Raw genomic sequence first — 26,375 nt, 5'->3', positions numbered from 1 at the left:
CATCCTCTTTTAAACTTTATTATTATAGTTAAAGACTTAGATCATTATTCAAAAGCATGCATAAATATAGGATTTCCACTTGTTGAAACCACAGGGCTATCACTGACTACACCTGTTGAAGGATTATAACTAAAGAATCCTGCACTCTTATCTCCATAAGCTGCAAAAATAACGTTGTCTTTATATGTATCAATGAATACACTATGTCCATCACTCAAAGGTATCCCATCAATTTTCTTTATAGTTCTCGTTTTTAGATCCATTAATACAGCCATTGAATATTTGGCAGTATATGGATTATCCGCCATGAGTTCAGTGATACTTACATAAGCGGCGAGCTTTCCATTTCCAATATACTTACAATTAGAGAGTGATCCCGGTTTATAAGATGTTCCTTCTATCATTGTCTGAGAGATATCCCATGACGCAGATCCATCAAATTCGGTTTCACCCGAACGGATACAAATAAATCCAGATTCAGGGAAGCGAGGATCAAGTCCGAAACCTCCGGCACACCCGATATACAGATCATTACTTTCATCCGTGAAAATCATGTCTTTAAGGAACGGGCGGGTTGGAAAAGTCATTCCTGATGCCTTTTCAGATACAATCTTAACTACTTTATCTGTTTTTAAATTCACAATAGCTACATCTGCTTGTTTGTAATCAATATAAGGCATCCAGTTAGGACCTATTTGATCCAAAGGGACATATAATAATTCATCCCGAATAAACATAAAAGCAGGATCCGGATTGTTATCCTCATAGCCATAAGAAGCTAAATCGATTTCCCCTGTTTTAGCCATTGTACTAGGATTGAATATTAAAATTTTACCTAAATTATATAAAGGAGTATAAGCCTTTTCGTCATTATATTTTACAAAACTATATGCCCCTGACATTGGCGGTAAACTTAACGACCCTGATTTTGTCAATCCCGTTGTTTCATTGTAGGTATATTTTAATATTTCCTGCGTTCCGTCTTTTCCAAATTCAGGAAAAATATAAATATCTTTTCCATATATCCGTACTCCTGCATCGAATCCTACCTGAATACTATTTTTATTATCAATAGTTTGTTTGGTAAAATCAGATATGAGTTGAATATAAGAAGAGCCGCTAGCTCCATCTGGATTTTTCACAGTGGTTTCAATCAGGATTTTCCCAACGCTCTGTTCTGAATTAGAACCATCATTGTCATCACATGCTGTTAAACTCAGAAAAAGAGTATTAATGCATAAAGCTGATAAAAAATTAATTTTCATTTTTTTAAATATTAGTATGTTATTTAAATATGTACCGAATCTTAAAACCTAGACTTCTTCCGGGTAAAGGGCGGTTAAATTCCGAAAGAAGGTTCTTGTCTGTTAAATTTTTAATTTTACCTGATAGGAAAAGTCTGTTGTTCATCAAACTGTGTTCAAATCCGATATCGAATGTCAGACTTTGGGGTATTCTTCGCTGGCTGTTTGTGGTCATCTCAAAATCATAGAAATATTCTTCTATATATGATGCATCAGAGAATATACGGGTATTTTGTCCTCTTCCTCCAAACAGGTTTTCCTTATGAAATTCTAGTCCGGCATTTCCCATTAAGTAAGGGATATTAGGCATCCGTTTTCCTTTTGTCGGATTTGGTAATTCACTTTCCTCTTCATATTTACGTACATCCCTCAAATCCTGGAATGTTGTATTGAAATAGCCATACAGCCATGGAAATAAATCCATTTTTACATCAAACTCAACACCCAATGTCCGCATTTCCCCAAAATTCTGATATTGGGCATCAATAAATCCTTTTGTAAAGCGAATCATATTCTCTAAATGCATATAAAAGAGACTTAACTCAATCTGGAGATCGTTCGAGGAAATACCCACCCGATCATAAAGTAGCCCTAAATTAACACTTGTATTCCGCTCCGGAACGAGCCCTTCTGATGGAGAGATAGAATATCCGTCTCCTAATAACTCCGTTTCGGATGGAATCCTCACATCATATCCTACCGAGAACTTTGCCATCAAATCCGGCTTAAATTTATACCGCATTGCATTGCTGATACCAAAATCATTTTTAGATAAATCAATATCTTTTACATTATCACCTCCATATATCTGGGATTTTTTGGTATTCATCGAATATATATAGTAACGAGCCGTAACCGAGTTTAAGAATTTATCATCTTTGGTTCTGAAATCATAGTTTATACCGCCGACCCAACTCCTCATCTTTGAATCAAAAACACTCTGCCTGCCTAAACTAAGATTGCGAAGACTATCTTCCGGATATCCGTTCGCTAGATTGAAAACTGAATTGAAATTCACTGAGTGTGACTCATTGATCATATACTCCAGATTAATTTTATTAATAAGGGTAAACTTCTTATCATTCGAATTTGCTGCGTATTGATTACCCAATTCCCCGCCATACTTTGTCGTTGTGTATGGATTTCCGTCCCAGTCATATCTGACTTTGGCTGTATCTATCAAATTAATCTTAGTGAAAGCTACTGCCGTGGAGAAGTCAAGGTCAAGACCGGGAAGAAGGAAATCTTCCTTTTTTAATGTATTGGCAAATAGAAACGCCCGAGAATTGGTCTCTGCTTTACGGATATCTGTTTCAATTCCTTGTATTTCCTTTTTCGTATCAATAAATACAAGTTCGAATTCGACTTCATCAAACCACCATTTCGTAGCTTTAAAACTTCCTCCTATCAAAATCTTTTGAAACCGATCATGATTCCGCTTGATTTTTAATCCTTCCTGATAGGGTGAAGTCATTGTATAATCGTTATCGGCATAAGTATATCCCCCTCCGACACCGAAAATCAAGCCTTTGTCTTTCAGGTTACGTTTGGATACAACTTGTAGCTTGTTTGAATTAAATGACTCTCTCATATAGCTGACATCCATATATTTGTCCGGATATTCCTTAATTTTTATATTGACAGCTCCTCCCATCGATGACCCTCCGAAACGGGCAGGTACAACCCCCTTATAGATCTCGATGCGCTCAATCATATCTACTGGTATATCATTCAGGTCTATAAAGTCACTTTGGTCGTTTAATGGAATCTCATCAATGAAGAACCCAATCCTTTTTCCTTCAAGTCCTCGCACTGAGATTCTCGAGGCACTTCCGACTCCACCTGATGTACGGATAGTCATACCCACAGTCTTGGATAGAATGTCAGATATACTTGTTACAGTTCCCTGTAAACTGGACATATTGATTACTGTAACCGGCATTCCTTCTTCTTTTAGTTTCCGGGCTTCTGTCTTTGCGGTAACAGTTACTTCCGAAAGACTGTTCTCATCCGGAATTAGCCTGATTTTAATTTCTTTCGTTTCACCTGTTTTTAATTCAACCTGTTTTGATTGAGACTTATATCCCATAAATGATATTTGCAGTAAATATTTCCCTTCCGGAATATTATTGAAACTAAATTCACCATTTTCATCAGAGACTCCGCTTCGGTTAACAGAATTAATGTGAATGGATGCACCAATCAGTTCTGCATCATTCTCACTATCACAGACCATCCCTTTTATATTTCCTGAAGATGATTGGGCAAACACAGTTGCAGTTGAGAATAAGACACAACCTATGAAAATGAGTATTTTATTCTTATCCATATTTTAGTTTATTTATTAGTGTTTATACAATAGCAATATCTGTTATTTATTGAAGAATTTATAAATAGCAGATTTTATATCTTTTTCTGATCCGGTATCACTCCCAATGAGATAATCTTAGAACCTTTTCCAAAAACAGGAATATAACTTAACAGACGAACCATAAAATTATAGGGGCGCATTCCATGCATAATATAAAATACCTTATCCATCCTTAAAGCTGGATCCCATTTTTCAAATACGAGGTTGTCATCAAATCCCCAAGCAAAAACCGCTTTTGCTTTTCTTAGGGTATCGTGCTTATCCGAATGGCGACTAAGATATTCGGATAATCCGTCGAAAATAACGGTTGATTCCGGAAAGCGATTAGCTATAGCGATTAGCAAGTTTCTGACCTTTTCTTCGGGAAAGTACATAAATACTCCTTCTGCGATAAAAATGAAATGTCTATCGGGATGCTTCTCTTGCAAATTGTCTAACCAATCTGTTTCAAAAGCAGATCCGGCTATTAGATATTGATTTTCTCGTGTTGGGATTAACTGCTCCCGCAATTGAATAGATTCCGGAATATCCAGTTCATAAAAAATTGCTTCAGAAGCATTCTTTATCCGGTTATATCTGTCATCCAAGCCACAACCAATATTTACGACAATTGTATTTTGATGGGTAGAGATGAACTTTTCCAGTTCATTGTCTATATATTTAAGGCGAACACAAGTCCCCAAACGACTCATTGTTTTGATTCCAGAATATTTTTCGAACGGATAATCTATCCTGTTCATCAACTCTAAACTCTTATTGTCTCCCAAAACAGGATGTTCTTGTTGAGCATCTAAAGCTCTCATGTAGACTGTGATGAAAAGTGTATCAGCGATATTATCACTGATGGAGGGAACTAATTTTTTCATAATTTGGATTTGATTAAGATAGCTCAAAGGTAGATGTTACAATAACTAAATTAAATCGCCATTTTTTGTGATAATTTCTGTTGAAATAATTATTATTAGGTATTCATAACTGTGAAAGATAAAGTTTAAACGCATAAGCTAACAGGTGTATATGACTGTTTATAAACCCAATAAACAGTCATATACAGATTGTTGACATTATTCTATATATTAGAGTTTGAATTATAAATTATAGTTTCAATCCCTGTCTTTTATCTTCAGGCTTACAGCTTTCAATTGTTGCCACCCGGCCTTATCTGTCAGTCGAACCATAAAATGATAGTCTCCGGTATCTACATCCGAGGGTATTGAAATCTCATTATTTGCTTCAAATATTGTTTTCCCTGAAGGGATAGAGAAATCCTGATTGTAAACGAATGCCTTTACAGGAGTCTTCTTTGGCTCCAGATCGCACTCCACATCATCTGTACTGTGCGAATGATGATCGAAATTATTATGTATTTCGATATTATAGTTTCCCAATTCCTGATTATCAGCAAATACCGCTCTGAATGGAAAACTTTCGCCCCGATACAAAATAATGCAGTTCTGAGGAAAAGCATTGCTGCCACTCATATCGATGGAAGGCTTTTCCATATCCTGACTATCATCATCGTCGTTGCTACACCCCATAACAAAAAGGCAAACAAGACAGTATAAAATGATTTTTCTATTTATCATATTCTTTATTTTTAGCGAATAGTCCTTTTTCAAAAACTATCCGCTATTGATATTTAATAATTTATTATGCTCCAGTAATAGTCAATTTCTCTTTTATGGTTTTATTGGCTCCTTTCGCATCATTTGTTCTTATTTCAATTACATATTCTCCAGCTACAGCACCAGTTGCGTTTAAATGCTTATGGAAAGTGTACTCTTTTACATCTCCGGTTGCAAACTCATCAGAATATGTCTCATTGAATACATAGGTTGTCGGAGTTGCAGCTTTATAAATACGGACACGAATAGAGGTCAAAGGATCTGAAGCATTCACCTTAAATTCGGTATGAATGTTAGATGCTACTGCCGAATTATTACTTCCTATTTCTAAACCGGATATAGCAATTCCTGTTTCTCTAATTTCTATATCCATTGACTTTTCAAGAGATTTACCGTTCTTATCGTATATCTTGAAGTGTAGATGGTAGTCTCCTGCAGGAGCATTTTCTGGGATCGATATATGTTTGTGAAAATCTTTTAATTCGGTTTCACCGGCATAAGTATAAGTTGTATCGAGTTCAAAAGCAGTTGTTTCGCCTTCGCTGTGAATTTCTACAAATATCTTGTCAATTCCATTTTCAGCTTTAATAGATGTAGCCTCTACAACAGGGGCAGTACCGATATATCCGATTTTATTATCGGCAAAATCATGTCCTGCTCCGAAAGTCAAACCGTCTATACTAATATTCACAGGTTCAGCTTCGATTGTCAGTTCCGATTCTACCGTTGTAGTTTGTCCGAATTGATCTGTAACCGTAAAATGCAGGTGATAATCTCCCGCAGGGGCATCAGCCGGAATATCGATATGCTCGTGGAAATCGGCATTCTTTACTCCGATATATTTCCCGTCTTTATATGATTCTTCAATTTTAAAGCTGCCTCCACTTTCCTGATGAATTTCAACATCAATTTGCTTTATCATCCCATCAGCCACGATAGTGCCTTCCAGATGCAGATCGCTTCCGGCAACTCCAATCTTGCTATTTTCACTACCGACTTCAGTCAGGTTTATAACCGGTTTTGCCGGATTGTCATCATCGTCATCACTGCTACATGATGAAAAGATGAATAATGACGTACTTAGAAAAAGGATTGTTCCCCATAGAAATTTTTGTTTCATAACATTTAATTAATTAAGTGGGCTATATATGCCCGGTTAGAGAATAAATAATACTTAGTGTATTGTGTTAAAAATTATATCTGATCATAACTGATATATTCCGTCCCGGTTCGGGAACATCTATCAGCCGGTAATAACTTGTATGATCGTAATACCGCTTATTCAATAGATTTTGTCCTTGTATGCGTATTTTTATTTGTTTCTGATTTATTTGCCAACTACGCCCCAACGACATATTTATCGTCTGATATTCTTTTGTCTTGTTTTCAGGCGGAACAATTCTGTCCTGCGCTCCTACTATTTTATACTCCAACCCGATATCACCATCTGTCCCGAATATTTTGTTTTTGGGGTGGTAAGTAACCGTTAAATTGGAAGACCAAGGAGGAGAAAACGGAAGCGTATAACCTTTCTTATCTCCGGAAAGCTGCTCTGCATACAAATATTCACCTTGCACACTCAGAGTAAACTGTTGGGTTAGTTTGTATTCCAGACTGGCTTCAAATCCATATCTTATTACTTTAGCCTGTGTATAATAATACATCTGTAAACCTTCGTAATAACCCGAAGTCGGATTCAAATAGATATAGTTAGGGAAATAATTCAGGTAAGGTTCTACCTGAATATCTAAAACATCATTTTTCCAGTTAATACCCAGGTCTATCTGATAAGACTCTTCTGCATTCAGGTTCTTATCTCCTTTTTCGTAGCGGAATATGTGATAGTTCACGCCATCAGACCCCAGCTCTTTGGGGGTTGGAGCCCGGAAACTTTTACCCACATTAGCTTTAAGCATCCATTTGCTTTTATTGAAATTAACTCCGGCTGACCAGGTGAAGCTATTGAAACTCCTTTTCAGGTTTGCAGCCCGCTCTTTATATACCCAATCTCCATTTTCCACAGGAGTCTGATACCAGTCGTAATAGCTGTCTATATAAATATCCGTTTGGTCAGCACGTATACCTGCACTTACAATTAAATCTTCCGAAATAAAATAGCGGTCATAGAGGAAAGCTCCTATACCTGTTGTCCGAAAATCAGGTATAATAAAACCCCATCCATCTCTTGAGTTATGCTGATGTTCAATATTAATTCCACCTTGCAGAGAGTGTTTTTCCTTTAATGGCAGCTTGAAGGAGATATTGGATGTGTATGTATTCTTATTAAACTTACGCTCCAAAGCATCGGGTGGGATAGGCATATATCCATGCGATACAGGTTCTGACAGTTCCTTTCTCAGATTATTTTGATAAGCAAAATTACCATCAAGATGTAATGTCCCGATCTGCAAATGGGAGTTGTTGATTACTTTGAAATGGTTCACCGAATGATAGGGCAGGTCGATATCCCGAGAGGATTTATCATAGTCGATATCGGACATGCGCACTTCAAGACCATGTGCATCTGCAAAGAAGCCACTCTTCGAATATACATCAGATATCAGAAAATTACTTCTAAAGTTTTTATCAATATATCCCAGTGTAATTCCGGCGTTCCGATCTTTTCCGGCTGTATTTCTGAGTCGCCTGTCTTTGAGTTTTATATAATAAGAATAATATTGTATGCTATCAGTGGGAACTTTGTAATCACCATAATCCATATAGGTGGCATTCACTTTATAATAAAATCGATTCTTTCGTCCGGCTATCTGACCGGAAAAACCAAGTGATTCATTATTGCTTCTGCCATACAGATTTATATTTCCTTCGGTTTTAGCTGAAGGGACATAATTATTGCGTAAACTGATTACTCCACCTATGGCATCGCCTCCGTATAATAGAGAACTCGGACCTTTTAATATTTCAATATCATCTACCGAAAACTGATCTATTTCTAAACCGTGATCTTCACCCCATTGCTGTCCTTCGTGCTTGATTCCATTCTCGGTAACCATCATCCTATTAAAGCCAAGCCCCCTGATAGCAGGTTTGGACTGTCCCGAACCAATAGTCATGGCTCTGACTCCTGGTATTTTCTCCAGACTTTGCATCAGGCTACCGGAGAAATTATCTTCGATATATGATTTATCAACCTGAACAAGATTCTGAGCCGATTTCATTTGAAGACTTCTTTTATTATTTCCGCTGACGATGACCTCTTCCAGCTCTATATTGTTCTTTCTGAGAATAAAGTCTCGACGTATACTACTGTTTACCTTTAGTTGTGTTGACAAAGGGAAGTACCCTAAAGCGTCAATATGGAGTGTTATAGTCCCCGAAGTTGACAGCGTAAGTTCAAAAAAGCCATTTTGGTCACTTTGTATTGTATTGTTATTCCCTACCACAGAAATAGGTACTGCTTCTATCGGCATCCTATCTTCATTCATCACAAACCCACTGATTTTGAATGAAGATTGAGCTGATAAAGTGAAACAGTATAAAACCAGTGTCAGTAGTGTATAAGTAAATTTCATTAGACCTTTTCTTTATAAGAAATCCCAGTTATTATCTGTTAGCAGTTCATTCTGATAAGCATTATATTCAATGTCTGTACAGAGACAGTATTCCATTTCTTTTCTGATCTTTTGCTCATCCATATCTTGTCCGATGAATACAATCTCATTCATCCGGTCACCCCATGTCTTATCCCAACGACCCATAATATATTCCTCATTTGCCTGAAACGAAGGATGTTGATTTCTTTCCTTTGTTGGAAAAGAAGCCCACCATGAACCGATACGTTCCACCACGATAGAACCTCCGGCCTGACTTAGTAATAATGCCTCATTCTTTCGGCTTGCCAGCCAGAAGAATCCTTTGCTGCGGACAATGCCTGCATCCCAGTTTTTGCTTAAATATTCCTTGAACCTTCTGGGATGTAAGGGACGATGTTCACGAAAGACAAATGAACCGATGCCGTATTCATCTGTTTCGGGAGTATGCTTATTCTGTAGTTCTTTCTGCCAGCCCGAACTTTGAGCAGCCTCAGCAAAATCAAATAAATGGGTATTTAGTATTTCTTTCGGATCAATCTTTCCATGATCAGCTTGAATAATCTTTGCATCCGGATTTAGTTTTCGGATAATATGTTTCATCTCTTCTTGTTGATGGGCCGAGATCAGGTCTACTTTATTCAGTACGATGACATTCGCAAATTCAATTTGTTCCACGAGGAGGTCTACAATGGAACGTTCGCTGATTGTATTATCAGGATCCCTGTCCGTTAATGTTTCCGATGATCCGAAATCGTTATAAAAATTAAAGCCATCAACAACGGTTACCATGGTATCCAGACGTGAAATTTTCGTCAGGTCAACACCCAAGTCTTCGAATGCATAACTGAATGACTGGGCTATCGGCATAGGTTCTGCGATACCCGTTCCCTCTATCAATAAATAGTCGAATTTGCCGTTCTCAACTAAGCGGGTTACTTCTTTTACCAGATCATCGCGCAGAGTACAACATATACAGCCATTGCTGAGTTGTACCAGTTTTTCCTCTGTGCGAGAAAGGGTCGAACCTTTTTCTACTAATTGTGCATCGATATTGACTTCACTCATATCGTTTACTATGACAGCGACTTTCATATTCTCCCGGTTATTGAGAATATGATTTAATATGGTTGTCTTTCCGGCTCCTAAAAAGCCACTTAAGACTGCTACAGGTATCTTGTTCATTGTTTTTTATTTTATTGTTCTGCTCTTAATTTGTATATATTTTCTTCTATTTCCAGATTATCCAGATTACGACCGATAAATACGAGCTTGCAATAACGCTCTTCACTTGCCTGCCATAAATCGCCCCTGTCAAATACATAATTATCTTTTATAGCATGCAGGATGCACTTCTCTGGAACATCTTTGAAACTGAGAATCCCTTTTACACGGTATGGCCGATATTTGGCAAAAAAGAGGATCGTCTCGAACCAGAAGCGGAAACGCTCATAGTCCAGATCTCCGGGAATGGAGATTCCAATTGATTTGATATCATGCTTCAAATTATTATTACCTAGAAAGGCTAGATTTTTAAAAGTTGAAACTGATTGTTCTATTTTCCTGCCTGAATACTGATGAGTATCTAAAATTTCCAACTGTGAAATATCTGCCTGTGAAGTCGGATATATCGTTGCCAGTTGGTTAAAATCCTGTATTCTACTCATTAGCCCATCACAGTAACCTTTCCTTACCGAATCTATTTTGTTCAATAAGATAATGTCAGCTATAGTTAATTGTTTACGGGCTTCCGGTTCTGAATCGATCAGATCTTCAATGTTGACGGCATCCGCCAGACAGATAACTGAATCAATAGTAAAACGTTCGATGATCTCATAATCGGAAAGGAAAGCATTTACGATAGATGTCGGATCGGCTATACCCGTTGTTTCAATCAATAAATGGTTGAAATCATAGCCTCCTGTTTGTAACTTATTGATCAGTTCATAAAAATCGGCGTTCAACGAACAGCAGATACATCCGTTGGAGAGTTCGAATATATTTTCGTCAGCTCCGATAATAAAACTTCCATCCAAGCCAATTTCTCCAAATTCATTTTCGATAATAGCAAACTTTTTATCAGGGTGCTTCTTTATCAGGTTATTGATAAGAGTAGTCTTTCCGGCTCCGAGGAAACCGGTTATTATTGTCACGGGTATCTTGCCCTTCATTGTTTAATTAGATAATTCGTTTTATAATAATGATTTCTGCATGGATTTGAATTTCACCCAGATCAGGGCATTGACACAAGCTACGATGCAAATATTAACCGCTCCCAGATATAGTACTTCCATATTAAAGCCGAACTTATATATAACGGGTATCCAATAACTGGGTATACTCCAGACTGAAGACATACAGATAGGGCATTGAAGAATAGGTTTCCGCAGGTATTTATTGAGCTGGTATTGCTCGTCCATTCTGTAAAACCGAAGTAGTCCCTCTTCCATCTCTATCTTTACCCTGTGGTCAATGTGATAGAGTGTATCTTCTATCTTATTAGAATATATCCCTAAAGACCGCCCCCTGCTTATAATTTTCAATCGGCCATCTCCTTCAATCATATCCAAATCGGGTAGCACCATCCGAATTTGACCTATGAGACTCGTAAACTGAGAACCCTCATAGTATACTTTTTCCTGTTTTGTCCGGCTCAGGTATTTTAAAACCGGATATAATATCATGCCCATCCGATCCCTTTGTTTTCCGTTGGGTAAAATTTCGGTGCTGTCATCGGCAGCTATTCGTACACCAACAATAAACAGCGATTGTAGTAATACATAGCCTAATGCGGCTAGTATTCCATAAAATAGATTGCTTACTTCCATCTTCTTTTTATTTATTATCTAAATGCTTTGCTAATACGGAAACCAGTTCGGGTTCAGATATCAGACCTGAATGTCTCCAAATCTCAGTTTCTCCTCTAAGAAGTGTCAATGCAGGTATAGAGCGAACTCCAAACTGTAGGGCTAGACCCGGATGGGAATCTATATCTATTCTTTGAATATTAAGGTTCTCATTTTTCTTCTCTATTGAGGCAGTAGTGGTCTCGAATGTGCGGCATGGGGCACACCAACTTGCATAGAATTCAATTAATTTATATTCACATTTGATCTCTTCCATTATTAACCCTTTTATATTTTGATGTTAGATTACAAAAACCATTATTGTTCTTCATCTGAATTATTACATGCTTTGCAAATTCCGGTTATAGTTATACTGCATGTCTTTTCCGTATATCCTTGCGGAACAACAGGGATCTGGGCTTCTATCTCCACATCTGTGAGTTTTTGACATTCAGTACAATAAAACTGGCCTGCTGTTTCACTGCTATGATTCTCATGACAGAAAGTGTATTTGATTATTTTTCCCTGAGTGATCATACCCTGGATAATATTTGTTTCCAGCAGACTTTTAATCGAACGGTAGAATGTTACCCTGTCAACTTCATGTATTCTTTTTTTTATATCGGATTCACTTAAAGGAGCCTCACTATCTATAATCGTATTCAAGATGGCGACACGCGCTGCTGTTCCTTTTAAATTATTCCTGTGTAATATTTCTTTAACAGATTCCATAATGATGTATTTTAAACCTTAAATGAATCGACAATGCAAATGTAGTATAAATTCATTTGCAACTGTGTTGCAAATATAGAAAAATAATTACATTTGTTGAAAATTTTATTGGTTATGGAAAAAAACTTAATAACAAATAGTGTTCAATATTCTTATAATAAGAACTATACGTTCGTGTTTCCGGATATTGTGTGTGAAAAAGGAGAACATTTACTTATTACCGGAGCTTCGGGTTGTGGGAAAACAACATTGCTTCACCTGATTGCAGGTTTGGTTACACCCAAAAGGGGGAGTATTTTGATAAAAGGAAATGACATTGCTCAATTAAGAGGTACCAAGTTGGATAAATACAGAGGACGGGAAATCGGAATTGTTTTTCAAACGCCTCAATTTATAAAATCGTTAACAGCAGAGGAAAATCTAAAGATGGCAGGATCCCTTAATAACTTGTCAGTAGATAATATATATCTGGATAGTCTTTTTGAGACTTTAAATATAGTGCATTGTCGGAATCGTAAAACAAATGAGATGAGTCAGGGAGAATTACAACGCCTGTCTATAGCACGGGCTGTTATAAATAAACCCTCGCTAATCCTCGCAGATGAACCGACATCCAGCCTTGATGATAAAAATTGTAGAGAAGCTATAAAGCTGCTTCGCTACCAGGCTGAAAAACTTCAGGCGGGGTTGGTAATCGTTACACATGACAACAGGCTTATTCAGGATTTCTTTAAAATTGTTCATTTAGAATCTTAAAAAAACAGACATGAATATTATACAATTCAACTTCAAACAAATAAAGAGCCGTCCGTTATCCTCCGTTTTGAATATAATCCTTTTTGCAACAGGGGTTACTATTATCTCTTTGGTTTTCCTCCTTAAAGACTCTTTTGAAAACCAGATGGATAAAAATGCCGGAGAAATAGATCTGGTTGTAGGAGCTAAAGGCAGCCCTTTACAACTTATATTATCAGGAATTTACCATGTTGACTATCCAACCGGAAATATAGATTATAATGAGGCAATAGAACTGAGTAAGAACCCTTTGATTAAACAAGCTATTCCTCTTGCTCTTGGAGATAACTTTAACGGATTCCGCATAGTTGGAACCAATAAGGCATACCCCACTATTTATAATGGACAAATACAAGCGGGAAGCTTATGGCTAAAAGACTTTGAGGTAACGATAGGTTCGAAAGTCGCTTCAAAAACAGGTTTAGCAATAGGCCGGCAATTTGCAGGAGTACACGGTCTATCGGCAGAGTCGGATGATGTACATGAGAGTACTCCTTATACAGTAACAGGCATCTTTAAAGAAACAGGGACAGTGCTCGACCAATTGATCTTAACCAATATTGAGAGTGTATGGAAAATACATGATAGCCATGAGCATCATCACGAGCATAGCGAGGCAGAACAGGATCATGAGCATAATACAGATGGAGGACATGATCATGAGCACGATGCAGATTGTGATCACAGCCATGAGGAGCATGAACACGAAGATGGGGAGCATCCTAAAGAAATAACAACGTTGTTAATCCAGTATCAAAGTCCTATGGGTGCTATCACCTTGCCACGGCTGATCAATAAATCGACAAATATGCAGGCGGCATCCCCGGTGCAGGAAATAAATCGCCTGTACTCCTTGTTGGGCCTTGGAATAGAAGCCTTGACCTACATAAGCGGATTTATAATCCTAATCTCAGCCTTGAGTATATTTATCTCTCTTCTGAACTCCTTAAAAGAAAGAAAATATGAGTTGGCTTTAATACGCGTTATGGGAGGAAGTCGATTCCGATTGTTTGCTATCGTTATTCTGGAAGGGATAAGTTTTGCGATTATCGGATATATAGTCGGATTTGTGACCAGCCGTTTGGCAATGTTCTTCCTATCTTCTTATACTGATAATAACTTTAATTACACATTGCAAAAATGGGCAACATTAACGGATCTTTCGCTATTGATTGCTTCTATAATTATTGGTGCGGCAGCCGCAGTTATTCCTGCTGTTAAAGCAATGAAAACAAATATATCAAAAACACTTAGTCAATGAAAAAAGTATTTCTTTCTATAATCTTCATTTGTTGTCTTTGTTCGCTAAAAGCACAAAAACCGATTGCCTGGCAGGCATTAAATGACATATATTGGAAACGTGAGTATGTAAAAGCATTAAAGCAATATTACGATGTAGCTCACTTTGGTACCAGTATTGAAGCTCTAAATAATAAGCCGATATCAATCAAAGGCTTTTATGTACCTATTGATATGGAAGGTAAAATATTTGCCCTTTCTAAATCTCCGTCAACGATGTGCTTTTTCTGTGGCACAGGAGGTATTGAGACGGTTATGGAAATTTTTGTAAAAAAAGGACATAAAGAGCTCAAACGAGTTAAGACAGATAAATTTATCGAAATAAAAGGCATTTTACGACTAAACAGAAATGATCCTTACCATTTGATGTATATGCTATATGATGCAGAACTGGTACAGGTTATCAAATAAATTAAAATTACAACTACAGATATGGAAATTAATAATGCTTTATATGCGATATTAAGCGCATGTTTTGTCAGTACCCTGTCATTTGTCGGGGTATTTCTTTTATATTTTAAATCGAACAAATTAAGCGGAATATTAAATCTGCTGATTTGTTTTGCCATAGGAACCTTATTGGGAAATGCTTTTTTCCAGCTTGTGCCGGAATCTTATTTTCATATGGAATCAGCCAGATTAACTTCATGGCTTATACTCGGAGGTTTCTTTGTGTTTTTTATACTGGAACAATTATTACATATCAGCCATAAAAACAAAAAGGCTATTAAGCCATATGGATATTTGAGCCTCTATGCCGATGGAATACACAATTTTGTAGACGGTATACAACACTAACAAGAGGAGGTGCTACACACATAACACTTAGTGATTATGATATAAAGAAACCTGAGAATGTATGTAGAAGTGAATATTCTTTCACTACTGGTAATCAAATTAAAACAGTCGAGTTAAGAGAAAGATTACTCTCTATTTCTCCCTTTATAGAGGTCGATACTCTTGAACATTTATATTGGGAAAGAACAGTGAAAAATAAATTTAGAACCACTCATAAGACTGTGGAAGAGGAAAAAGTATTAGAAAAACTACTTGATTATGATTACATAATAGATTGTAGTACTGATAATGGACTAATGCATATTTTAGATAAATTAGAACTTCCCAATATAATAACTATTTCAATTACAAATAAATCGAAAGCGTTAGTATGTGCTTGTACTCCTAAAAGCTATAGATGGGTAATGAATCAATATCAAAGTATTCTTGATAATGATACTTCTGATATGTATAACCCAACAGGTTGTTGGAGTCCAACATTTAAGGCTTCTTATAACGACATTCAAACACTTGTTCAATATGCTGTTAAGCAGCTGAATTATAAGATGGAAAAAGGATTCCCCCTCAATAATTTCACATTAGAAATAGATGAGAGTAATAATATTGAAATCAAACTGAAAGAATATTGAGACTACATAATCATGAATTAGATGTTTTTATTGAAGTGGAGGAAACTTTGATAGATGAATTAAGCAAGACTGGAGAGAAATATTTACCTAAAGAATATGGAGGTTTTCTTGTTGGATACTATAATGATACTTTCAAGACTGTTTATATCACAGATTATGTTTTACCTATAAAATATAAAAACACGTCTACCAGTTTTGAAAGAAAGCCTGATGGTTTAGAGAATGTTTTTATAGAGCTATATAAAAAAGAGCCTTCACAATATTATATTGGAGAGTGGCATACACATCCAAATGGACTACCTTATCCAAGCATATCAGATAAAATAGCACTGAATAAGATAGCAGAAGATAAATCAACACCAATAGAAAATCCAATAATGCTTATAATAGGGTATAATATTAAAATAACATCTTTTGCTTTTTATGTTTCTGTAAATAATAAATTATATAAATATGAATGAGACTCCTACTGAAAATAAAGAAAGATTAATGCTCCTTTTTGAAAGCCTGCAAAAACAAATGTTAGCCGAACTAAGTACTAATCGTTTGTTTATAGATCATCCTGGTACAAAAGGAGATTCTATTGAAAATGTTTGGATAGAATGGCTTAGAAAATATCTACCTAATAAATATTCCGTTGATAAAGCAATAGTAATAGATTCACTTGGTAATATTAGTCACCAAATGGATTTAGTTATTTATGACGAACAATTTACTCCTTTCGTATTTAATCAGAATGGTATAAAATATGTTCCAGCTGAAGGAATTTATGCTGTTTTTGAAGTAAAGCCAGAAATTAATAAAGGTTATATTGAGTATGCAGGAGAGAAAATAGCCAGTGTTAGAGCGTTGCATAGAACCGCTACTACATTTATCAATGGTGGACGAAAATGTTCTCCGAGAGGATTTACAAAGATTTTAGGCGGAATATTAACTATATCTAATAGTTTTACAACGGAAAACAATGAAACACTAGAAAAACATCTTAAAAATCTAAAGGCTCTAGAAAGTATGGAAATGGGGTGTATTGTAGATTATGGCTGTTTTATTATAGATTATCTAAATCCTAAAGCTGTTGGAGATGAAAACGATTTTGGTCAAATGGATGAATTTCGCAGATATTACTCTGAACGAAAAGTTCAGAAAATAATATTTAGCAGTTCTCAATATGCTCTTGTTTCTTTTTTCTTACAATTGACTCGTTATTTACAACAAGCAATAGGGACTATTCCTGCGATAGATCTGAATGCTTATGCTCATTCTATTGATTTTAAACTAGATGAATATATTTAAACAATAAAAAGGACATTCTCTACCACCTACTGCCTTTACACCTCATTTCTCCAAACCAGTCAATATTCTTTATTTATTTGCAGGTAAATCATTGCAATGATAATAGTTTAAGTAAAAATTAAAAGAATATTTGATATGGAAATTATAGCAATAGAAAGACAAACTTTTGAGCTTATAAAAGATCGGCTCATACTTTTTGCCAAGCAGATCAAAAAGCTTTGTACAAATGAACAGCCAAAAGATAAATGGCTCGACAACCAAGATGTATGCGAACTACTGAGTATTTCGAAGCGTAGTTTACAATATTATCGTAACTGTGGTAAACTATCATTCTCTCAAATCAACAATAAATGCTACTACAAAGTATCTGATGTTCAGAAACTTTTGAAAGATTCATTAATCCAAAAACCGAGTAAGCCATGAAAGAAGAAATGCTGTTCAATTTGGATGTTTTTATTGGTAATTGGGAGAGTGTAAATCTACATCCAACTGTGATGATTTATAAAAATGATAAAGGCTATTTGTTGAGTATAATTCATATAAATGAAACGACCCAACAAGCACAGCCTGCCACTTATGAAATTCTAGCTGATGAGATTGGTTATTATATCTTTTATGATCTCAAAAGAGTGAATGTTACATATGACAGAAAGACTGATTTGCTAACATTATCTTCTTTAGGAGACTATATGCGAAACTAATAAATAAAGGTCTATGGAAATATTAAATAAAAAGTCGGACGAGATTGTTTCTTTTCTTAGCGTGTTGGATGAATCCCTAGATTCTATCAAAGTCGCATTAACAAACAGAACTCCACATTTGAATGGAGAGAAGTATTTGACCAATAACGATGTTAGCAAACTTCTGAATATCAGTATCCGATCTCTTCAAGATTGGCGAGATAATGGGACTGTCGGTTATATTCAGATCTCGGGCAAGATTCTTTATCGACAGTCGGATATTCTCAAATTGTTAGAGGATAATTACGAAAAGTCGTGGAGAGAAGACTAAATGAAAATAGAAAAGCGAGCTTAAAAACTCGCTTTTCTTGTATCTAGCTAATACAAATATGTTTAACCAAACTTCGCTTCCACTTGTTGCATGTCTCTTAATATAGAACTATCCAAGACTTTAGCATAGTGTTGGGTCATCTTCGTGCTAGAATGTCCCAGTATTTTAGACACATTTTCCAACGATACATTATTGGCTAAAAACACTACCGTAGCCGCCGTATGGCGGGCTACGTGAGTAATAACAGCAGAAACAGGTAACAGCGAGACACAGCGAATAAAACATAACTCGTTTATAATTAATTGAAATGCTCTGATTTGCTGTTTTGTTAAAAAGCAGGATATTGCCAAATACAGCAGTATTTCAGTTACCAATCCGTTACCACGATAGTTACCGAATCAAAACAGGTAACTTGCTGCAGATCGGAGAAATACTATTCGGTTTTTTTGCTCTGATTCACAGTATTTTGCATAACAAAGAGCACTTGTAAAACAGGTAACTTTGCCTTCCGGCAAAGCCCACAAAATTATAAGTGTATGAAACAAGAAAAATTCAAGGTTTTACTTTTCCTGAAAAAAAGCAGTCCTGATAAATCAGGCAAAACTCCCATCATGGGAAGAATCACTATCGGAAGGTCCATGTCCCAATTCAGCCTGAAACTTACCTGTACTCCCGGGTTGTGGAATCGCCGCGAAAGCCGCCTGGATGGAAAGAGCCGTGAAGCAGTAGTAACCAATGCAAAAATAGAGAAACTATTGCTCACCGTCCATTCGGCTTATGATACACTCATAGAGCGCAACCAGCCTTTCGATGCTACGTCCGTCAAAAACCTCTTTCAGGGAAGTATGGGGGCACAAACAACCCTGCTTGCACTCCTTGACAGGCATATGGAAGAACTGCGTGCCCGTATCGGAATAGATGTAGCCCCAACCACTTTAGCTACTTATAAGTATACCCACCGTTCACTCGGTAAATTTATTAGGAAGAAGTTCAAGACTAAAGACATCGCTTTCGGACAACTCAATGAACAGTTTATCCGAGAATACCAGGACTTTGTTCTTCTTGAACAAGGCTATTCAATGGATACAGTCCGTCACTATCTAGCCATCCTAAAAAAGATGTGTAAGATTGCCTTCAAAGAGGGTATTTCCGAAAAACTCCATTTCGCCCATTACAAACTACCCAAACAAAAAGAATCTACACCAAAAGCATTAAGTCGGGAGAGTTTTGAAAAGATACGGGACTTAGAGATTGCACCCAACCGCCATTCGCATCTGCTTACCCGAGACCTGTTTCTATTTGCTTGCTATACAGGTACTTCTTATGCGGATGTTGTTCGCGTAACGGAAGAAAACCTGTTTAGAGATGAAGAAGGTAACCTTTGGCTCAAATACCGCAGAAAGAAAACGGATTTCCAGGCCCGTGTCAAATTATTGCCCGAAGCTATTACTTTGCTTGAAAAATACAAGGATGAAGCTAAAGAGACCCTGTTCCCGATACAGTCGGCAGAAGTAGTACAACTTAATATGCGGGGATTACGCGTTATGGCAGATATTAAACAGCCGATCTCCTATCATTCAGGAAGACATAGCTTTGCCAGTTTAATTACGCTCGAAGAGGGCGTGCCGATAGAAACGATCAGCCGGATGCTCGGGCACAGCAATATCAAAACAACTCAGGTCTATGCCCGTGTTACTCCCAAAAAGCTTTTCGAGGATATGGATAAGTTTATCGAAGCAACAAAAGATTTTAAATTAATCTTATAACCGGAATAGAATCAATAACAATATCAATCTAACATTCAAAAATATATCATTATGCGTAGTACATTCAAAATATTATTCTATATCAATAAAAACAAGGTAAAAGCAGACCGCACGACAGCTATTCTGTGCCGAATCAGTATAGACGGAAAACAAAGCGTTATCACCACAGGTATTTATTGCAGTCCTGAAGATTGGAATACCAAGAAAGGAACCATTAAAATAGAAAGAGAGAATAATAAGCTTATAGCGTATCGTAACCGTATCGAGAACACCTACAATCATATATTGAAAGAGCAGGGAGTTATCAGTGCAGAATTGCTTAAAAATACGATTATCGGGGTTAACTCTATCCCGACCAGGCTGTTACAGGCTGGTGAAGTGGAACGTGAACGTCTGCGGCTTCGCTCCATCGAAATAAACTCTACGACAAGCTACCGACAATCGGGAATATCACAACGGAACCTGAAAGAATTTCTATGCTATCGGGGAATGGAAGATATTTCGTTTTCGAATATAACCGAAGAATTCGGCGAATCATTCAAACTCTTCTTGAAAACCGTTGGAGAACGCAGGGCAGGCTATATCAATAAATGTATCACATGGCTCAACAGGCTTATTTACATTGCCATCGATCAGGAAGTATTAAGAAGTAATCCGCTTGAAGAGGTGAGATACGAAAAGAAAGAACCACCCAAGCATAAACACATCGGTAAAGATGATTTTAAACGGCTGCTGGAAACACCCATGCCTGAAGAACGGTTGGAGTTGGTACGCAGGGCTTTTATTTTCTCAACACTAACAGGGTTGGCTTATGTAGATATATACGGATTGTATCCGCATCATATCCAAAAAACATCAGAAGGTAGATTATATATCCGTAAACGCAGGGTAAAGACCAATGTAGAAGCATTTATCCCCCTGCACCCGATAGCGGAGCAGGTCCTTCTGTTATATAATACCGAAGATGATAGCAAGCCTGTATTTCCTTTACCTGTACGAGATAAGATTTGGTATGAGATCAATCAGATCGGAACGTTGATAAATCTGAAAGAGAATCTCTCCTACCATCAAAGCAGGCATAGTTTCGGAACATTATTGCTTTCGGCAGGTGCTGCTATAGAGAGCGTTGCTAAAATGATGGGGCATGCCAATATCAATACGACACAGGTATATGCCCAAATCACAGAGCAGAAAATATCGAAGGATATGGATAAACTAATTAAACGAAGAAATACAATGAAAAACACAGCAGTTCAAACCGCAATAATAATATAAGCCTGCCATGAAGAGAAAAATAAGAGAAGTAATTACAATGACAGATAATGGAATGGTTACTACTCCAAACAAGGTAAGAATGAATATCGGGGAAATTGCCAACTTGTTTGGTATTTACTACCAGACGGCAAAACGATATACCCGTACCATTGAAAAAGCGGATAGTGCCAAAGGGGATTATGTAATGGGGTGCACAGCTGATGGTCGAAAAGTCTATCCGGAGTATTATGGATTGGAGGTGATTATTGTTCTTGCTTTTAGGGTACAGTCAAAAAATGCACAGATGCATCGAAAGTGGATACAGGAAAAAATACAGGCCAGTGTCTCTGGAATACAAGCATTAGCTTCGAGTAATTACATGTTTCTGAATTAGAAAGGGCCTTATGCCGAGATTGACTTCTCCAAATAAAATATACAACAGGAATAAACACTCCATGCAATTATTTTTCTAGTACCGGAGATTAAATCTTTGATAAACTGGACTCATATTTGTGAGTTCGCTTTGAAATGCTGGACACATGAAACTCTTAATGTTATAAATTATTTAGGAGAAGAGTGTATCTTTGTTAATGAAAAAGGACGAAGAGGCTAAAAAGTTAAAGATGAAAAATCACAAGTTTGCTTTTTTAGCTGATAGTCTCATCTTAAATATATTACAAAGAATAATAAAATGAATAAGTTCAATCAAGAATACCGTTACCACCACATGGGAATACCGACAACGGAAATTCGTCCGAATGAGAAGTTCAGCGAAGTTTTTGGGATGTACACTTCCGATGTAGATGGGGATTTCAGAATACAGTATCACCGCTTTACAGAAGATAGCCCTTTGCATCCGCTTATCAAAACTGTTCCGCATGTAGCCATACAGGTTAATAATCTGGACAAAGCGGTAGAAGGACACGAAATATTGTTAGGTCCTTATGAGCCGATACTCAATTACAGGGTTGTCATTATTAATAATGGAGGAGTGCCTGTCGAATTGGTTGAAACCTCTTTAACCCCGCTCGAACTATGGGGAAAAGCCAGTAATCAGAAAGATTTGGACACAAGCGGATTATAAATTTGTCCTTTCCAGTCAGACAGCCGGTAGAATGTTAAACCCAAGATTCAGAGAGTTTCCTTCGCAGTGGAAGGCTAATCTTATTTGCCTTGCAAGCTAATACGGTGAAAGTATCCATTTTAAAAGGGCGGGATGCCAAATAATTCCTGTTTCCCTTTTAACACACCCTTTTACCCGGCAGATTATGCTTCGCGGCATATCCCTTTGGCGAAAATACATGGACAAGCCAAGCGCTCAAATTCAGGCTCTATGAGTTTAGACGAAAATACTCCCCCTACGCTATTACTCCGGGAAAGTATTTCCACCTAAAAATTTGACACTTGGCTTTTTTCATCTGCGGAGCCAAAGGGACATAGCATGCGAAGCCGACATCCGACGCATAGGATACAGAGCCCACTAAAGGTCTACCAAAAATAGGAAAGAAGGGGGCAAAAGCTGCTCTCCTCTTCCTCTGCATAAGATCAAACTGATTCAGCATTCGGTTTTTCCGCTTTCCAGCCGAAAAACTTCTCTGTAATTATATCCTAGTAATTTCTTTATATCCGATTTACTATATGTTTGAATTTTAGAGGAAAATTAAGCATTCATCAATTTTTTCTTCCAGTCAAATACGATTTGTTTATTGAGTTTTGCGATATTACAAAAATGCTTACTAACCACTAGCGGATCTCCCTGAGAATTCTCATTTGCATTTCTAACCATACATATGGTACAGTAATCTTTATCTGAACATTGGACACATTTAGGAAAATCTTTGTTACGCAAACCTCTTAAATATTGCACTTTTTCAGAATTATCCCAAATATCTTTGAGTAGAGTCTCTTTTACATTACCAACAACATAATCCTGCCAGCCCGCACATGGGTATACATCTCCGGTCTCTGTTATGCAAATAGAGGAACGACAAATGCTGCAAACAAAATCATCTGAAGTGATATATTTTTTCTCTATTGCGGCCATTTCCATTCGCTCCAGATATTCTACATTTTCTTCAATTTTGCTGTTAATGACTCCTCTGATCTCATCAATCGATAAACGGCAATTCAGATTTTGTGCTGTATGGTCATATCCTGCTATGATCGCATAATCGGTCCCAGCATGAATCCGATGCTTTCTTGCCCATTCTATAACATCAGTATAACAATATCTGTTTTGCTTCATGATTGGGCAACTTATTTGCAAAGGGATATTATTTTCAATCAATTTTAAAATTGCATCCTTTGTTTTTTCGAAGCTTCCCTTCATTTGAGTTATCTCATCATGAATAGCGGGATTCATTGAGTATAATGAAACCTGAACACCTAAGAGGGGATTAGCTTTCATTTCTTCGGTAATTTCATCATTGAGTAATGTTAAATTACTGAGCACATTTACCGAAAAATTATATTCTCTGCATTTTCTTAAGAAATCACAGAATTTTTTGTGCAGCATTGGCTCACCGCCACTTAAGGTCAAATGCAGTAATCTCAATTTTTTACATTGTTCTAAAATATCATAGAATAAGTCAGGATCAATATTACTTATTTTGTTCTCATGAGGAATATAGCAATGTACGCATCTTTCATTGCACTTGCTTGTTAGCTCTATATGTATATTGGTGAGCTGTGGTTTGCCATCAAAGTATTCTTCAAAAAAGTCTTGAGTATCTTTTGAGAGATACTTACTAGCCGAAAAAGAACCTTCTTTTATTGTTTCAGACTCTGACATCTTGTATAAGAATCGTCTATCTTTCTCTTCGCATTCTTCAAATGTTTCGCCGGATACAATAAATCCGTCTTGTTCAAGCATACAATAAAATTCTCCGGCGTCGTTTTTTATTGTTTGAGTATCAACATCTTTAAATTGCTCATTAATTCTTTTTGAAAGTTCATCAAGATCTTGTGGCTTCCTATCTAAAACAGAAAAAAAGACATTCCCACTTTCTGATAGAATTTTGTCTCCAATATAATTCTCATTACTATTGGTTAACTTATATCCAAAATTCCGATTGTCCGTGATGTACCCAAAAGACTCATAGTTTCTGAATATAATATTAGATTTTTGCTTAAAAAACATAAGGCTAGTTCTTTAGTGTAATCAGGAAACGAGCTTAATATAAAACAGCGTCTCCTGATTAAGTTGTTCATTAACGTCCTCCTGGTCCCGGTTTATTACAAGGACGACCACTTGGCTGACTATTAGGACGGCATTCAGCCATCTTTGTAGTACTTTTAGCCAATACTTTCGGTTTTGTATAGGTCATAAGCCACCTCCTTTTTTAAGAGTTAATAATCTGGTTGTTAACCACTCTTAAAATTATAAAATAACGGCCATTTATCAAAGCTTTATATACTATTTATTTTCACATTATTAAAATATGCTTTTAACCGTTTTCCGTTATTGCCGAAGCAGTCTAATATTCTGAAATCTAAAAGTCCACCAGCCTATGTTATTTCAACTCACCTTATCCCCCTATTTTTCCTTCTTGGAATTTGAACCCGTTCTTCTTTATCAGCCTTATCCAACAGACCAAAACGTTTGTTTTCTTCCTGGGTCATAGCTGACAAACGGGCTGTAATATCCTCCCATTTGAAGTCTTTACCCAAAAGGTCTATCTTTTCCGTAAAACGGATGTCATCATAATAACTAAGCCCTTTGGCTGCACGATAGGGGTTTGTCTGTGGATATTTCACCTTAAAGGCCGTCAGCATTTCTTTTAGCGATAAATACCCCGATAAATAAGCCACATCAATAAAGTCTTTCAACCGAGTACCATTGTCGGCAATAGCCGATAGTTTCATTGCTGCAATATCCTTCAGACTGTATAAGCGTATACCATCATCCTGTATTCTAGCTTCTACATCCGGATAATCGTGACGGATAAAATCCAGTTTCACACCGTTCACTTCACCTTTCAGACTGAAACCTTCGCGAAAGTCGCCTCTGAAAGCATATTTATCCTGCAAGTATTTTTCAAGCCATGAAGGGTTGAATTCTTCTACAGTAAATAAATCCAGATCAATGCTTTTCCTGTGTCCGATAAGCAATGACAAAGCTGTACCTCCGGCCAATGAGAATTGATCGAATACGGTATCACTCATAATAGATTTTAAGAGTTCATAAGTGCCTGTCTCGACTGTTTGCGTATGTAACATTTGAGATCCTCCTTTTTTAAATTAAAAGCAGTACAAACAAAAGCAATATCTTTATCGGAAAGGATCAATACTTCATCCCGTATGATTCGTCTGACACCATCCATTCCCCCGTAAAGAGCGAACAGGGCATAATAATCCTCATCCCAGCCTCTTTCTATGACACGCTCTACTACCAGAGCCCGCATATACTGCCAGTCAAAACTGCCAAGGTTATATTCCCACAATAAACTGTGCCTTACCTTTGGCTGGTGTTTGATTTGTTCTTTCCAGTCAGACCACATACTGCATTTTTTTATTTGTTAGAACAAAAATAAGTATTTCTATCCGAATGGGGTCTATTATAAAGAGTTAATTGCTACTATGCTGCTACTCATGATTAAACAAAATTGATTAAATAATGATTTTCATATTTATCCGTCCACAAAAGAACAGCAAGCCGGTAAAATGCCAAACCCGAAGCCCTGAGAGGTTTTCCTTAACAGGAAAAGATTTGTCTTATTTACCATTGCTTGCTGTGTGATAAAAGTTACCAGATAAAAAGAAAAAAATAGTTGGGTTTGGGCTAGCTTAGTCCACATCTGAAGTTCACTGCCATCCTTTACGGTAGTTTTCCTCCAGTAGCTTCTGTATATCGCTTTCCCTATAAAGTACCTTACCTCCTAATTGGATATAAGGTATTTTCCCAGTTGTGCGGTAATCCTGCAAGGTTCTGCGACTAACCTTTAGCCTGTCCGAGACTTCAGGATCGCTCAGAAAACGTTCCCCGTTTAGTTTCGGCTTGCATCCTGTCAGCGCGGCTTCGATCTTGTCCAGCATCCTATCCAATGAACTAAAGAATCTTTTTATACGATCGTTTTCTCTTGTAATAATTTCATTGCTCATA

29 protein-coding genes and 1 pseudogene are annotated in these 26,375 nt (G+C 36.9%); 14 read left to right on the top strand and 16 right to left on the bottom strand.

Translation table 11 applies throughout. The annotated features are described in order from the left end of the window. Window positions 1-44: 44 nt before the first annotated feature. From IR083_RS18920 to IR083_RS18870, 11 genes are all read right to left on the bottom strand, one after another. Entirely contained in the window at window positions 45-1,265 is a 1,221-nt protein-coding gene (locus IR083_RS18920) for a hypothetical protein (RefSeq protein ID WP_006801580.1), read from the bottom strand. 19 nt (window positions 1,266-1,284) lie between these two features. Further along, window positions 1,285-3,633, bottom strand: coding sequence for a TonB-dependent receptor (locus tag IR083_RS18915; RefSeq protein WP_194225483.1), 2,349 nt, complete (start codon window positions 3,631-3,633; stop codon window positions 1,285-1,287). A 74-nt stretch (window positions 3,634-3,707) separates the two neighbouring features. Further along, window positions 3,708-4,541 (bottom strand): class I SAM-dependent methyltransferase, encoded by an 834-nt coding sequence (locus tag IR083_RS18910; protein WP_006801578.1) that lies wholly within the window; start codon window positions 4,539-4,541, stop codon window positions 3,708-3,710. A 237-nt stretch (window positions 4,542-4,778) separates the two neighbouring features. Next, complete coding sequence (locus IR083_RS18905; protein ID WP_006801577.1) at window positions 4,779-5,261, bottom strand: DUF4625 domain-containing protein; 483 nt, start codon at window positions 5,259-5,261, stop codon at window positions 4,779-4,781. 64 nt (window positions 5,262-5,325) lie between these two features. Then, a complete protein-coding gene (locus IR083_RS18900; protein ID WP_006801576.1) occupies window positions 5,326-6,420 on the bottom strand; it encodes a DUF4625 domain-containing protein in 1,095 nt (364 codons plus the stop codon). A gap of 67 nt (window positions 6,421-6,487) precedes the next feature. After that, window positions 6,488-8,833: a TonB-dependent receptor gene (locus IR083_RS18895; RefSeq protein ID WP_194225482.1), complete on the bottom strand. Its 2,346-nt coding sequence runs from the start codon at window positions 8,831-8,833 to the stop codon at window positions 6,488-6,490. A gap of 12 nt (window positions 8,834-8,845) precedes the next feature. Next, window positions 8,846-10,036: a GTP-binding protein gene (locus IR083_RS18890; protein WP_194225481.1), complete on the bottom strand. Its 1,191-nt coding sequence runs from the start codon at window positions 10,034-10,036 to the stop codon at window positions 8,846-8,848. An 11-nt stretch (window positions 10,037-10,047) separates the two neighbouring features. Further along, on the bottom strand, window positions 10,048-11,022 hold the full coding sequence (locus IR083_RS18885; protein ID WP_194225480.1) for a CobW family GTP-binding protein: 975 nt from the start codon (window positions 11,020-11,022) through the stop codon (window positions 10,048-10,050). Between the two features lie 21 nt (window positions 11,023-11,043). Then, window positions 11,044-11,679, bottom strand: coding sequence for a hypothetical protein (locus tag IR083_RS18880; protein WP_194225479.1), 636 nt, complete (start codon window positions 11,677-11,679; stop codon window positions 11,044-11,046). 7 nt (window positions 11,680-11,686) lie between these two features. Further along, window positions 11,687-11,974, bottom strand: coding sequence for a thioredoxin family protein (locus IR083_RS18875; RefSeq protein WP_194225478.1), 288 nt, complete (start codon window positions 11,972-11,974; stop codon window positions 11,687-11,689). A gap of 41 nt (window positions 11,975-12,015) precedes the next feature. Continuing rightward, complete coding sequence (locus IR083_RS18870) at window positions 12,016-12,429, bottom strand: Fur family transcriptional regulator (protein ID WP_194225477.1); 414 nt, start codon at window positions 12,427-12,429, stop codon at window positions 12,016-12,018. 114 nt (window positions 12,430-12,543) lie between these two features. Here IR083_RS18870 and IR083_RS18865 point away from each other — a divergent pair, with 114 nt between their 5' ends. The 10 genes from IR083_RS18865 to IR083_RS18820 all read left to right on the top strand — a co-directional run bounded on the left by IR083_RS18865 (window position 12,544) and on the right by IR083_RS18820 (window position 18,254). After that, window positions 12,544-13,185 carry an ABC transporter ATP-binding protein gene (locus IR083_RS18865; RefSeq protein WP_194225476.1) on the top strand — a complete coding sequence of 214 codons (642 nt, stop codon included), beginning with the start codon at window positions 12,544-12,546 and terminating at the stop codon, window positions 13,183-13,185. A 10-nt stretch (window positions 13,186-13,195) separates the two neighbouring features. Then, entirely contained in the window at window positions 13,196-14,485 is a 1,290-nt protein-coding gene (locus tag IR083_RS18860; protein WP_194225475.1) for an ABC transporter permease, read from the top strand. Then, window positions 14,482-14,934 (top strand): hypothetical protein, encoded by a 453-nt coding sequence (locus tag IR083_RS18855; protein ID WP_194225474.1) that lies wholly within the window; start codon window positions 14,482-14,484, stop codon window positions 14,932-14,934. The genes IR083_RS18860 and IR083_RS18855 overlap by 4 nt, the downstream gene beginning before the upstream one ends. 21 nt (window positions 14,935-14,955) lie before the next feature. Continuing rightward, window positions 14,956-15,321, top strand: coding sequence for a ZIP family metal transporter (locus tag IR083_RS18850; RefSeq protein WP_242052486.1), 366 nt, complete (start codon window positions 14,956-14,958; stop codon window positions 15,319-15,321). Window positions 15,322-15,509: 188 nt separating this feature from the next. Continuing rightward, window positions 15,510-15,950: a hypothetical protein gene (locus tag IR083_RS18845; protein ID WP_194225473.1), complete on the top strand. Its 441-nt coding sequence runs from the start codon at window positions 15,510-15,512 to the stop codon at window positions 15,948-15,950. Continuing rightward, a complete protein-coding gene (locus IR083_RS18840) occupies window positions 15,947-16,411 on the top strand; it encodes a Mov34/MPN/PAD-1 family protein (RefSeq protein WP_006799225.1) in 465 nt (154 codons plus the stop codon). Before IR083_RS18845 ends, IR083_RS18840 begins: the two co-directional genes overlap by 4 nt. Continuing rightward, the gene (locus IR083_RS18835; RefSeq protein WP_194225472.1) at window positions 16,404-17,243 is read left to right on the top strand and encodes a DUF6602 domain-containing protein; all 840 of its coding nucleotides are present in this window, start codon (window positions 16,404-16,406) and stop codon (window positions 17,241-17,243) included. The genes IR083_RS18840 and IR083_RS18835 overlap by 8 nt, the downstream gene beginning before the upstream one ends. 135 nt (window positions 17,244-17,378) lie before the next feature. Continuing rightward, complete coding sequence (locus tag IR083_RS18830; RefSeq protein WP_006799227.1) at window positions 17,379-17,666, top strand: helix-turn-helix domain-containing protein; 288 nt, start codon at window positions 17,379-17,381, stop codon at window positions 17,664-17,666. Beyond that, on the top strand, window positions 17,663-17,944 hold the full coding sequence (locus IR083_RS18825) for a DUF3876 domain-containing protein (protein ID WP_006799228.1): 282 nt from the start codon (window positions 17,663-17,665) through the stop codon (window positions 17,942-17,944). The genes IR083_RS18830 and IR083_RS18825 overlap by 4 nt, the downstream gene beginning before the upstream one ends. A gap of 13 nt (window positions 17,945-17,957) precedes the next feature. Continuing rightward, window positions 17,958-18,254 (top strand): helix-turn-helix domain-containing protein, encoded by a 297-nt coding sequence (locus IR083_RS18820; protein WP_006799229.1) that lies wholly within the window; start codon window positions 17,958-17,960, stop codon window positions 18,252-18,254. 62 nt (window positions 18,255-18,316) lie between these two features. Here the strand turns inward: IR083_RS18820 and IR083_RS18815 are convergent. Further along, window positions 18,317-18,496: pseudogene (locus tag IR083_RS18815) on the bottom strand (tyrosine-type recombinase/integrase); the annotation flags it as partial. 294 nt (window positions 18,497-18,790) lie between these two features. Between IR083_RS18815 and IR083_RS18810 the strand changes: the two are divergent. From IR083_RS18810 to IR083_RS18795, 4 genes are all read left to right on the top strand, one after another. Next, window positions 18,791-20,020: a site-specific integrase gene (locus IR083_RS18810; protein ID WP_194225471.1), complete on the top strand. Its 1,230-nt coding sequence runs from the start codon at window positions 18,791-18,793 to the stop codon at window positions 20,018-20,020. Window positions 20,021-20,071: 51 nt separating this feature from the next. Further along, entirely contained in the window at window positions 20,072-21,295 is a 1,224-nt protein-coding gene (locus IR083_RS18805; RefSeq protein ID WP_194225470.1) for a site-specific integrase, read from the top strand. A 7-nt stretch (window positions 21,296-21,302) separates the two neighbouring features. Beyond that, window positions 21,303-21,668, top strand: coding sequence for a hypothetical protein (locus IR083_RS18800; protein ID WP_194225469.1), 366 nt, complete (start codon window positions 21,303-21,305; stop codon window positions 21,666-21,668). Between the two features lie 297 nt (window positions 21,669-21,965). Then, window positions 21,966-22,358, top strand: a complete 393-nt coding sequence (locus tag IR083_RS18795) for a VOC family protein (protein WP_194225468.1) — start codon at window positions 21,966-21,968, stop codon at window positions 22,356-22,358. Between the two features lie 576 nt (window positions 22,359-22,934). Here IR083_RS18795 and IR083_RS18790 read toward each other — a convergent pair. The 4 genes from IR083_RS18790 to IR083_RS18775 all read right to left on the bottom strand — a co-directional run bounded on the left by IR083_RS18790 (window position 22,935) and on the right by IR083_RS18775 (window position 26,374). After that, a complete protein-coding gene (locus IR083_RS18790; protein WP_194225467.1) occupies window positions 22,935-24,413 on the bottom strand; it encodes a radical SAM/SPASM domain-containing protein in 1,479 nt (492 codons plus the stop codon). A gap of 383 nt (window positions 24,414-24,796) precedes the next feature. Continuing rightward, on the bottom strand, window positions 24,797-25,438 hold the full coding sequence (locus IR083_RS18785; protein WP_242052485.1) for a nucleotidyl transferase AbiEii/AbiGii toxin family protein: 642 nt from the start codon (window positions 25,436-25,438) through the stop codon (window positions 24,797-24,799). An 8-nt stretch (window positions 25,439-25,446) separates the two neighbouring features. Further along, complete coding sequence (locus IR083_RS18780) at window positions 25,447-25,773, bottom strand: DUF6922 domain-containing protein (protein ID WP_194225465.1); 327 nt, start codon at window positions 25,771-25,773, stop codon at window positions 25,447-25,449. Between the two features lie 304 nt (window positions 25,774-26,077). Next, window positions 26,078-26,374 (bottom strand): helix-turn-helix domain-containing protein, encoded by a 297-nt coding sequence (locus IR083_RS18775; protein ID WP_194225464.1) that lies wholly within the window; start codon window positions 26,372-26,374, stop codon window positions 26,078-26,080. Window position 26,375 lies beyond the last annotated feature (1 nt).

The sequence above is a fragment of the Dysgonomonas sp. GY75 genome (assembly GCF_015234155.1).
Taxonomy (GTDB): domain Bacteria; phylum Bacteroidota; class Bacteroidia; order Bacteroidales; family Dysgonomonadaceae; genus Dysgonomonas; species Dysgonomonas gadei.
This window is presented reverse-complemented; position numbering and strand designations above follow the sequence as displayed.

What these genes read in the sequence shown, in the direction of transcription:
- IR083_RS18920 (WP_006801580.1), bottom strand. Translation starts at nt 1,265, where the DNA reads ATGAAAATTAATTTTTTATCAGCTTTATGCATTAATACTCTTTTTCTG.
- IR083_RS18915 (WP_194225483.1), bottom strand. Translation starts at nt 3,633, where the DNA reads ATGGATAAGAATAAAATACTCATTTTCATAGGTTGTGTCTTATTCTCA.
- IR083_RS18910 (WP_006801578.1), bottom strand. Translation starts at nt 4,541, where the DNA reads ATGAAAAAATTAGTTCCCTCCATCAGTGATAATATCGCTGATACACTT.
- IR083_RS18905 (WP_006801577.1), bottom strand. Translation starts at nt 5,261, where the DNA reads ATGATAAATAGAAAAATCATTTTATACTGTCTTGTTTGCCTTTTTGTT.
- IR083_RS18900 (WP_006801576.1), bottom strand. Translation starts at nt 6,420, where the DNA reads ATGAAACAAAAATTTCTATGGGGAACAATCCTTTTTCTAAGTACGTCA.
- IR083_RS18895 (WP_194225482.1), bottom strand. Translation starts at nt 8,833, where the DNA reads ATGAAATTTACTTATACACTACTGACACTGGTTTTATACTGTTTCACT.
- IR083_RS18890 (WP_194225481.1), bottom strand. Translation starts at nt 10,036, where the DNA reads ATGAACAAGATACCTGTAGCAGTCTTAAGTGGCTTTTTAGGAGCCGGA.
- IR083_RS18885 (WP_194225480.1), bottom strand. Translation starts at nt 11,022, where the DNA reads ATGAAGGGCAAGATACCCGTGACAATAATAACCGGTTTCCTCGGAGCC.
- IR083_RS18880 (WP_194225479.1), bottom strand. Translation starts at nt 11,679, where the DNA reads ATGGAAGTAAGCAATCTATTTTATGGAATACTAGCCGCATTAGGCTAT.
- IR083_RS18875 (WP_194225478.1), bottom strand. Translation starts at nt 11,974, where the DNA reads ATGGAAGAGATCAAATGTGAATATAAATTAATTGAATTCTATGCAAGT.
- IR083_RS18870 (WP_194225477.1), bottom strand. Translation starts at nt 12,429, where the DNA reads ATGGAATCTGTTAAAGAAATATTACACAGGAATAATTTAAAAGGAACA.
- IR083_RS18865 (WP_194225476.1), top strand. Translation starts at nt 12,544, where the DNA reads ATGGAAAAAAACTTAATAACAAATAGTGTTCAATATTCTTATAATAAG.
- IR083_RS18860 (WP_194225475.1), top strand. Translation starts at nt 13,196, where the DNA reads ATGAATATTATACAATTCAACTTCAAACAAATAAAGAGCCGTCCGTTA.
- IR083_RS18855 (WP_194225474.1), top strand. Translation starts at nt 14,482, where the DNA reads ATGAAAAAAGTATTTCTTTCTATAATCTTCATTTGTTGTCTTTGTTCG.
- IR083_RS18850 (WP_242052486.1), top strand. Translation starts at nt 14,956, where the DNA reads ATGGAAATTAATAATGCTTTATATGCGATATTAAGCGCATGTTTTGTC.
- IR083_RS18835 (WP_194225472.1), top strand. Translation starts at nt 16,404, where the DNA reads ATGAATGAGACTCCTACTGAAAATAAAGAAAGATTAATGCTCCTTTTT.
- IR083_RS18830 (WP_006799227.1), top strand. Translation starts at nt 17,379, where the DNA reads ATGGAAATTATAGCAATAGAAAGACAAACTTTTGAGCTTATAAAAGAT.
- IR083_RS18825 (WP_006799228.1), top strand. Translation starts at nt 17,663, where the DNA reads ATGAAAGAAGAAATGCTGTTCAATTTGGATGTTTTTATTGGTAATTGG.
- IR083_RS18820 (WP_006799229.1), top strand. Translation starts at nt 17,958, where the DNA reads ATGGAAATATTAAATAAAAAGTCGGACGAGATTGTTTCTTTTCTTAGC.
- IR083_RS18810 (WP_194225471.1), top strand. Translation starts at nt 18,791, where the DNA reads ATGAAACAAGAAAAATTCAAGGTTTTACTTTTCCTGAAAAAAAGCAGT.
- IR083_RS18805 (WP_194225470.1), top strand. Translation starts at nt 20,072, where the DNA reads ATGCGTAGTACATTCAAAATATTATTCTATATCAATAAAAACAAGGTA.
- IR083_RS18800 (WP_194225469.1), top strand. Translation starts at nt 21,303, where the DNA reads ATGAAGAGAAAAATAAGAGAAGTAATTACAATGACAGATAATGGAATG.
- IR083_RS18795 (WP_194225468.1), top strand. Translation starts at nt 21,966, where the DNA reads ATGAATAAGTTCAATCAAGAATACCGTTACCACCACATGGGAATACCG.
- IR083_RS18790 (WP_194225467.1), bottom strand. Translation starts at nt 24,413, where the DNA reads ATGTTTTTTAAGCAAAAATCTAATATTATATTCAGAAACTATGAGTCT.
- IR083_RS18785 (WP_242052485.1), bottom strand. Translation starts at nt 25,438, where the DNA reads ATGAGTGATACCGTATTCGATCAATTCTCATTGGCCGGAGGTACAGCT.
- IR083_RS18780 (WP_194225465.1), bottom strand. Translation starts at nt 25,773, where the DNA reads ATGTGGTCTGACTGGAAAGAACAAATCAAACACCAGCCAAAGGTAAGG.
- IR083_RS18775 (WP_194225464.1), bottom strand. Translation starts at nt 26,374, where the DNA reads ATGAGCAATGAAATTATTACAAGAGAAAACGATCGTATAAAAAGATTC.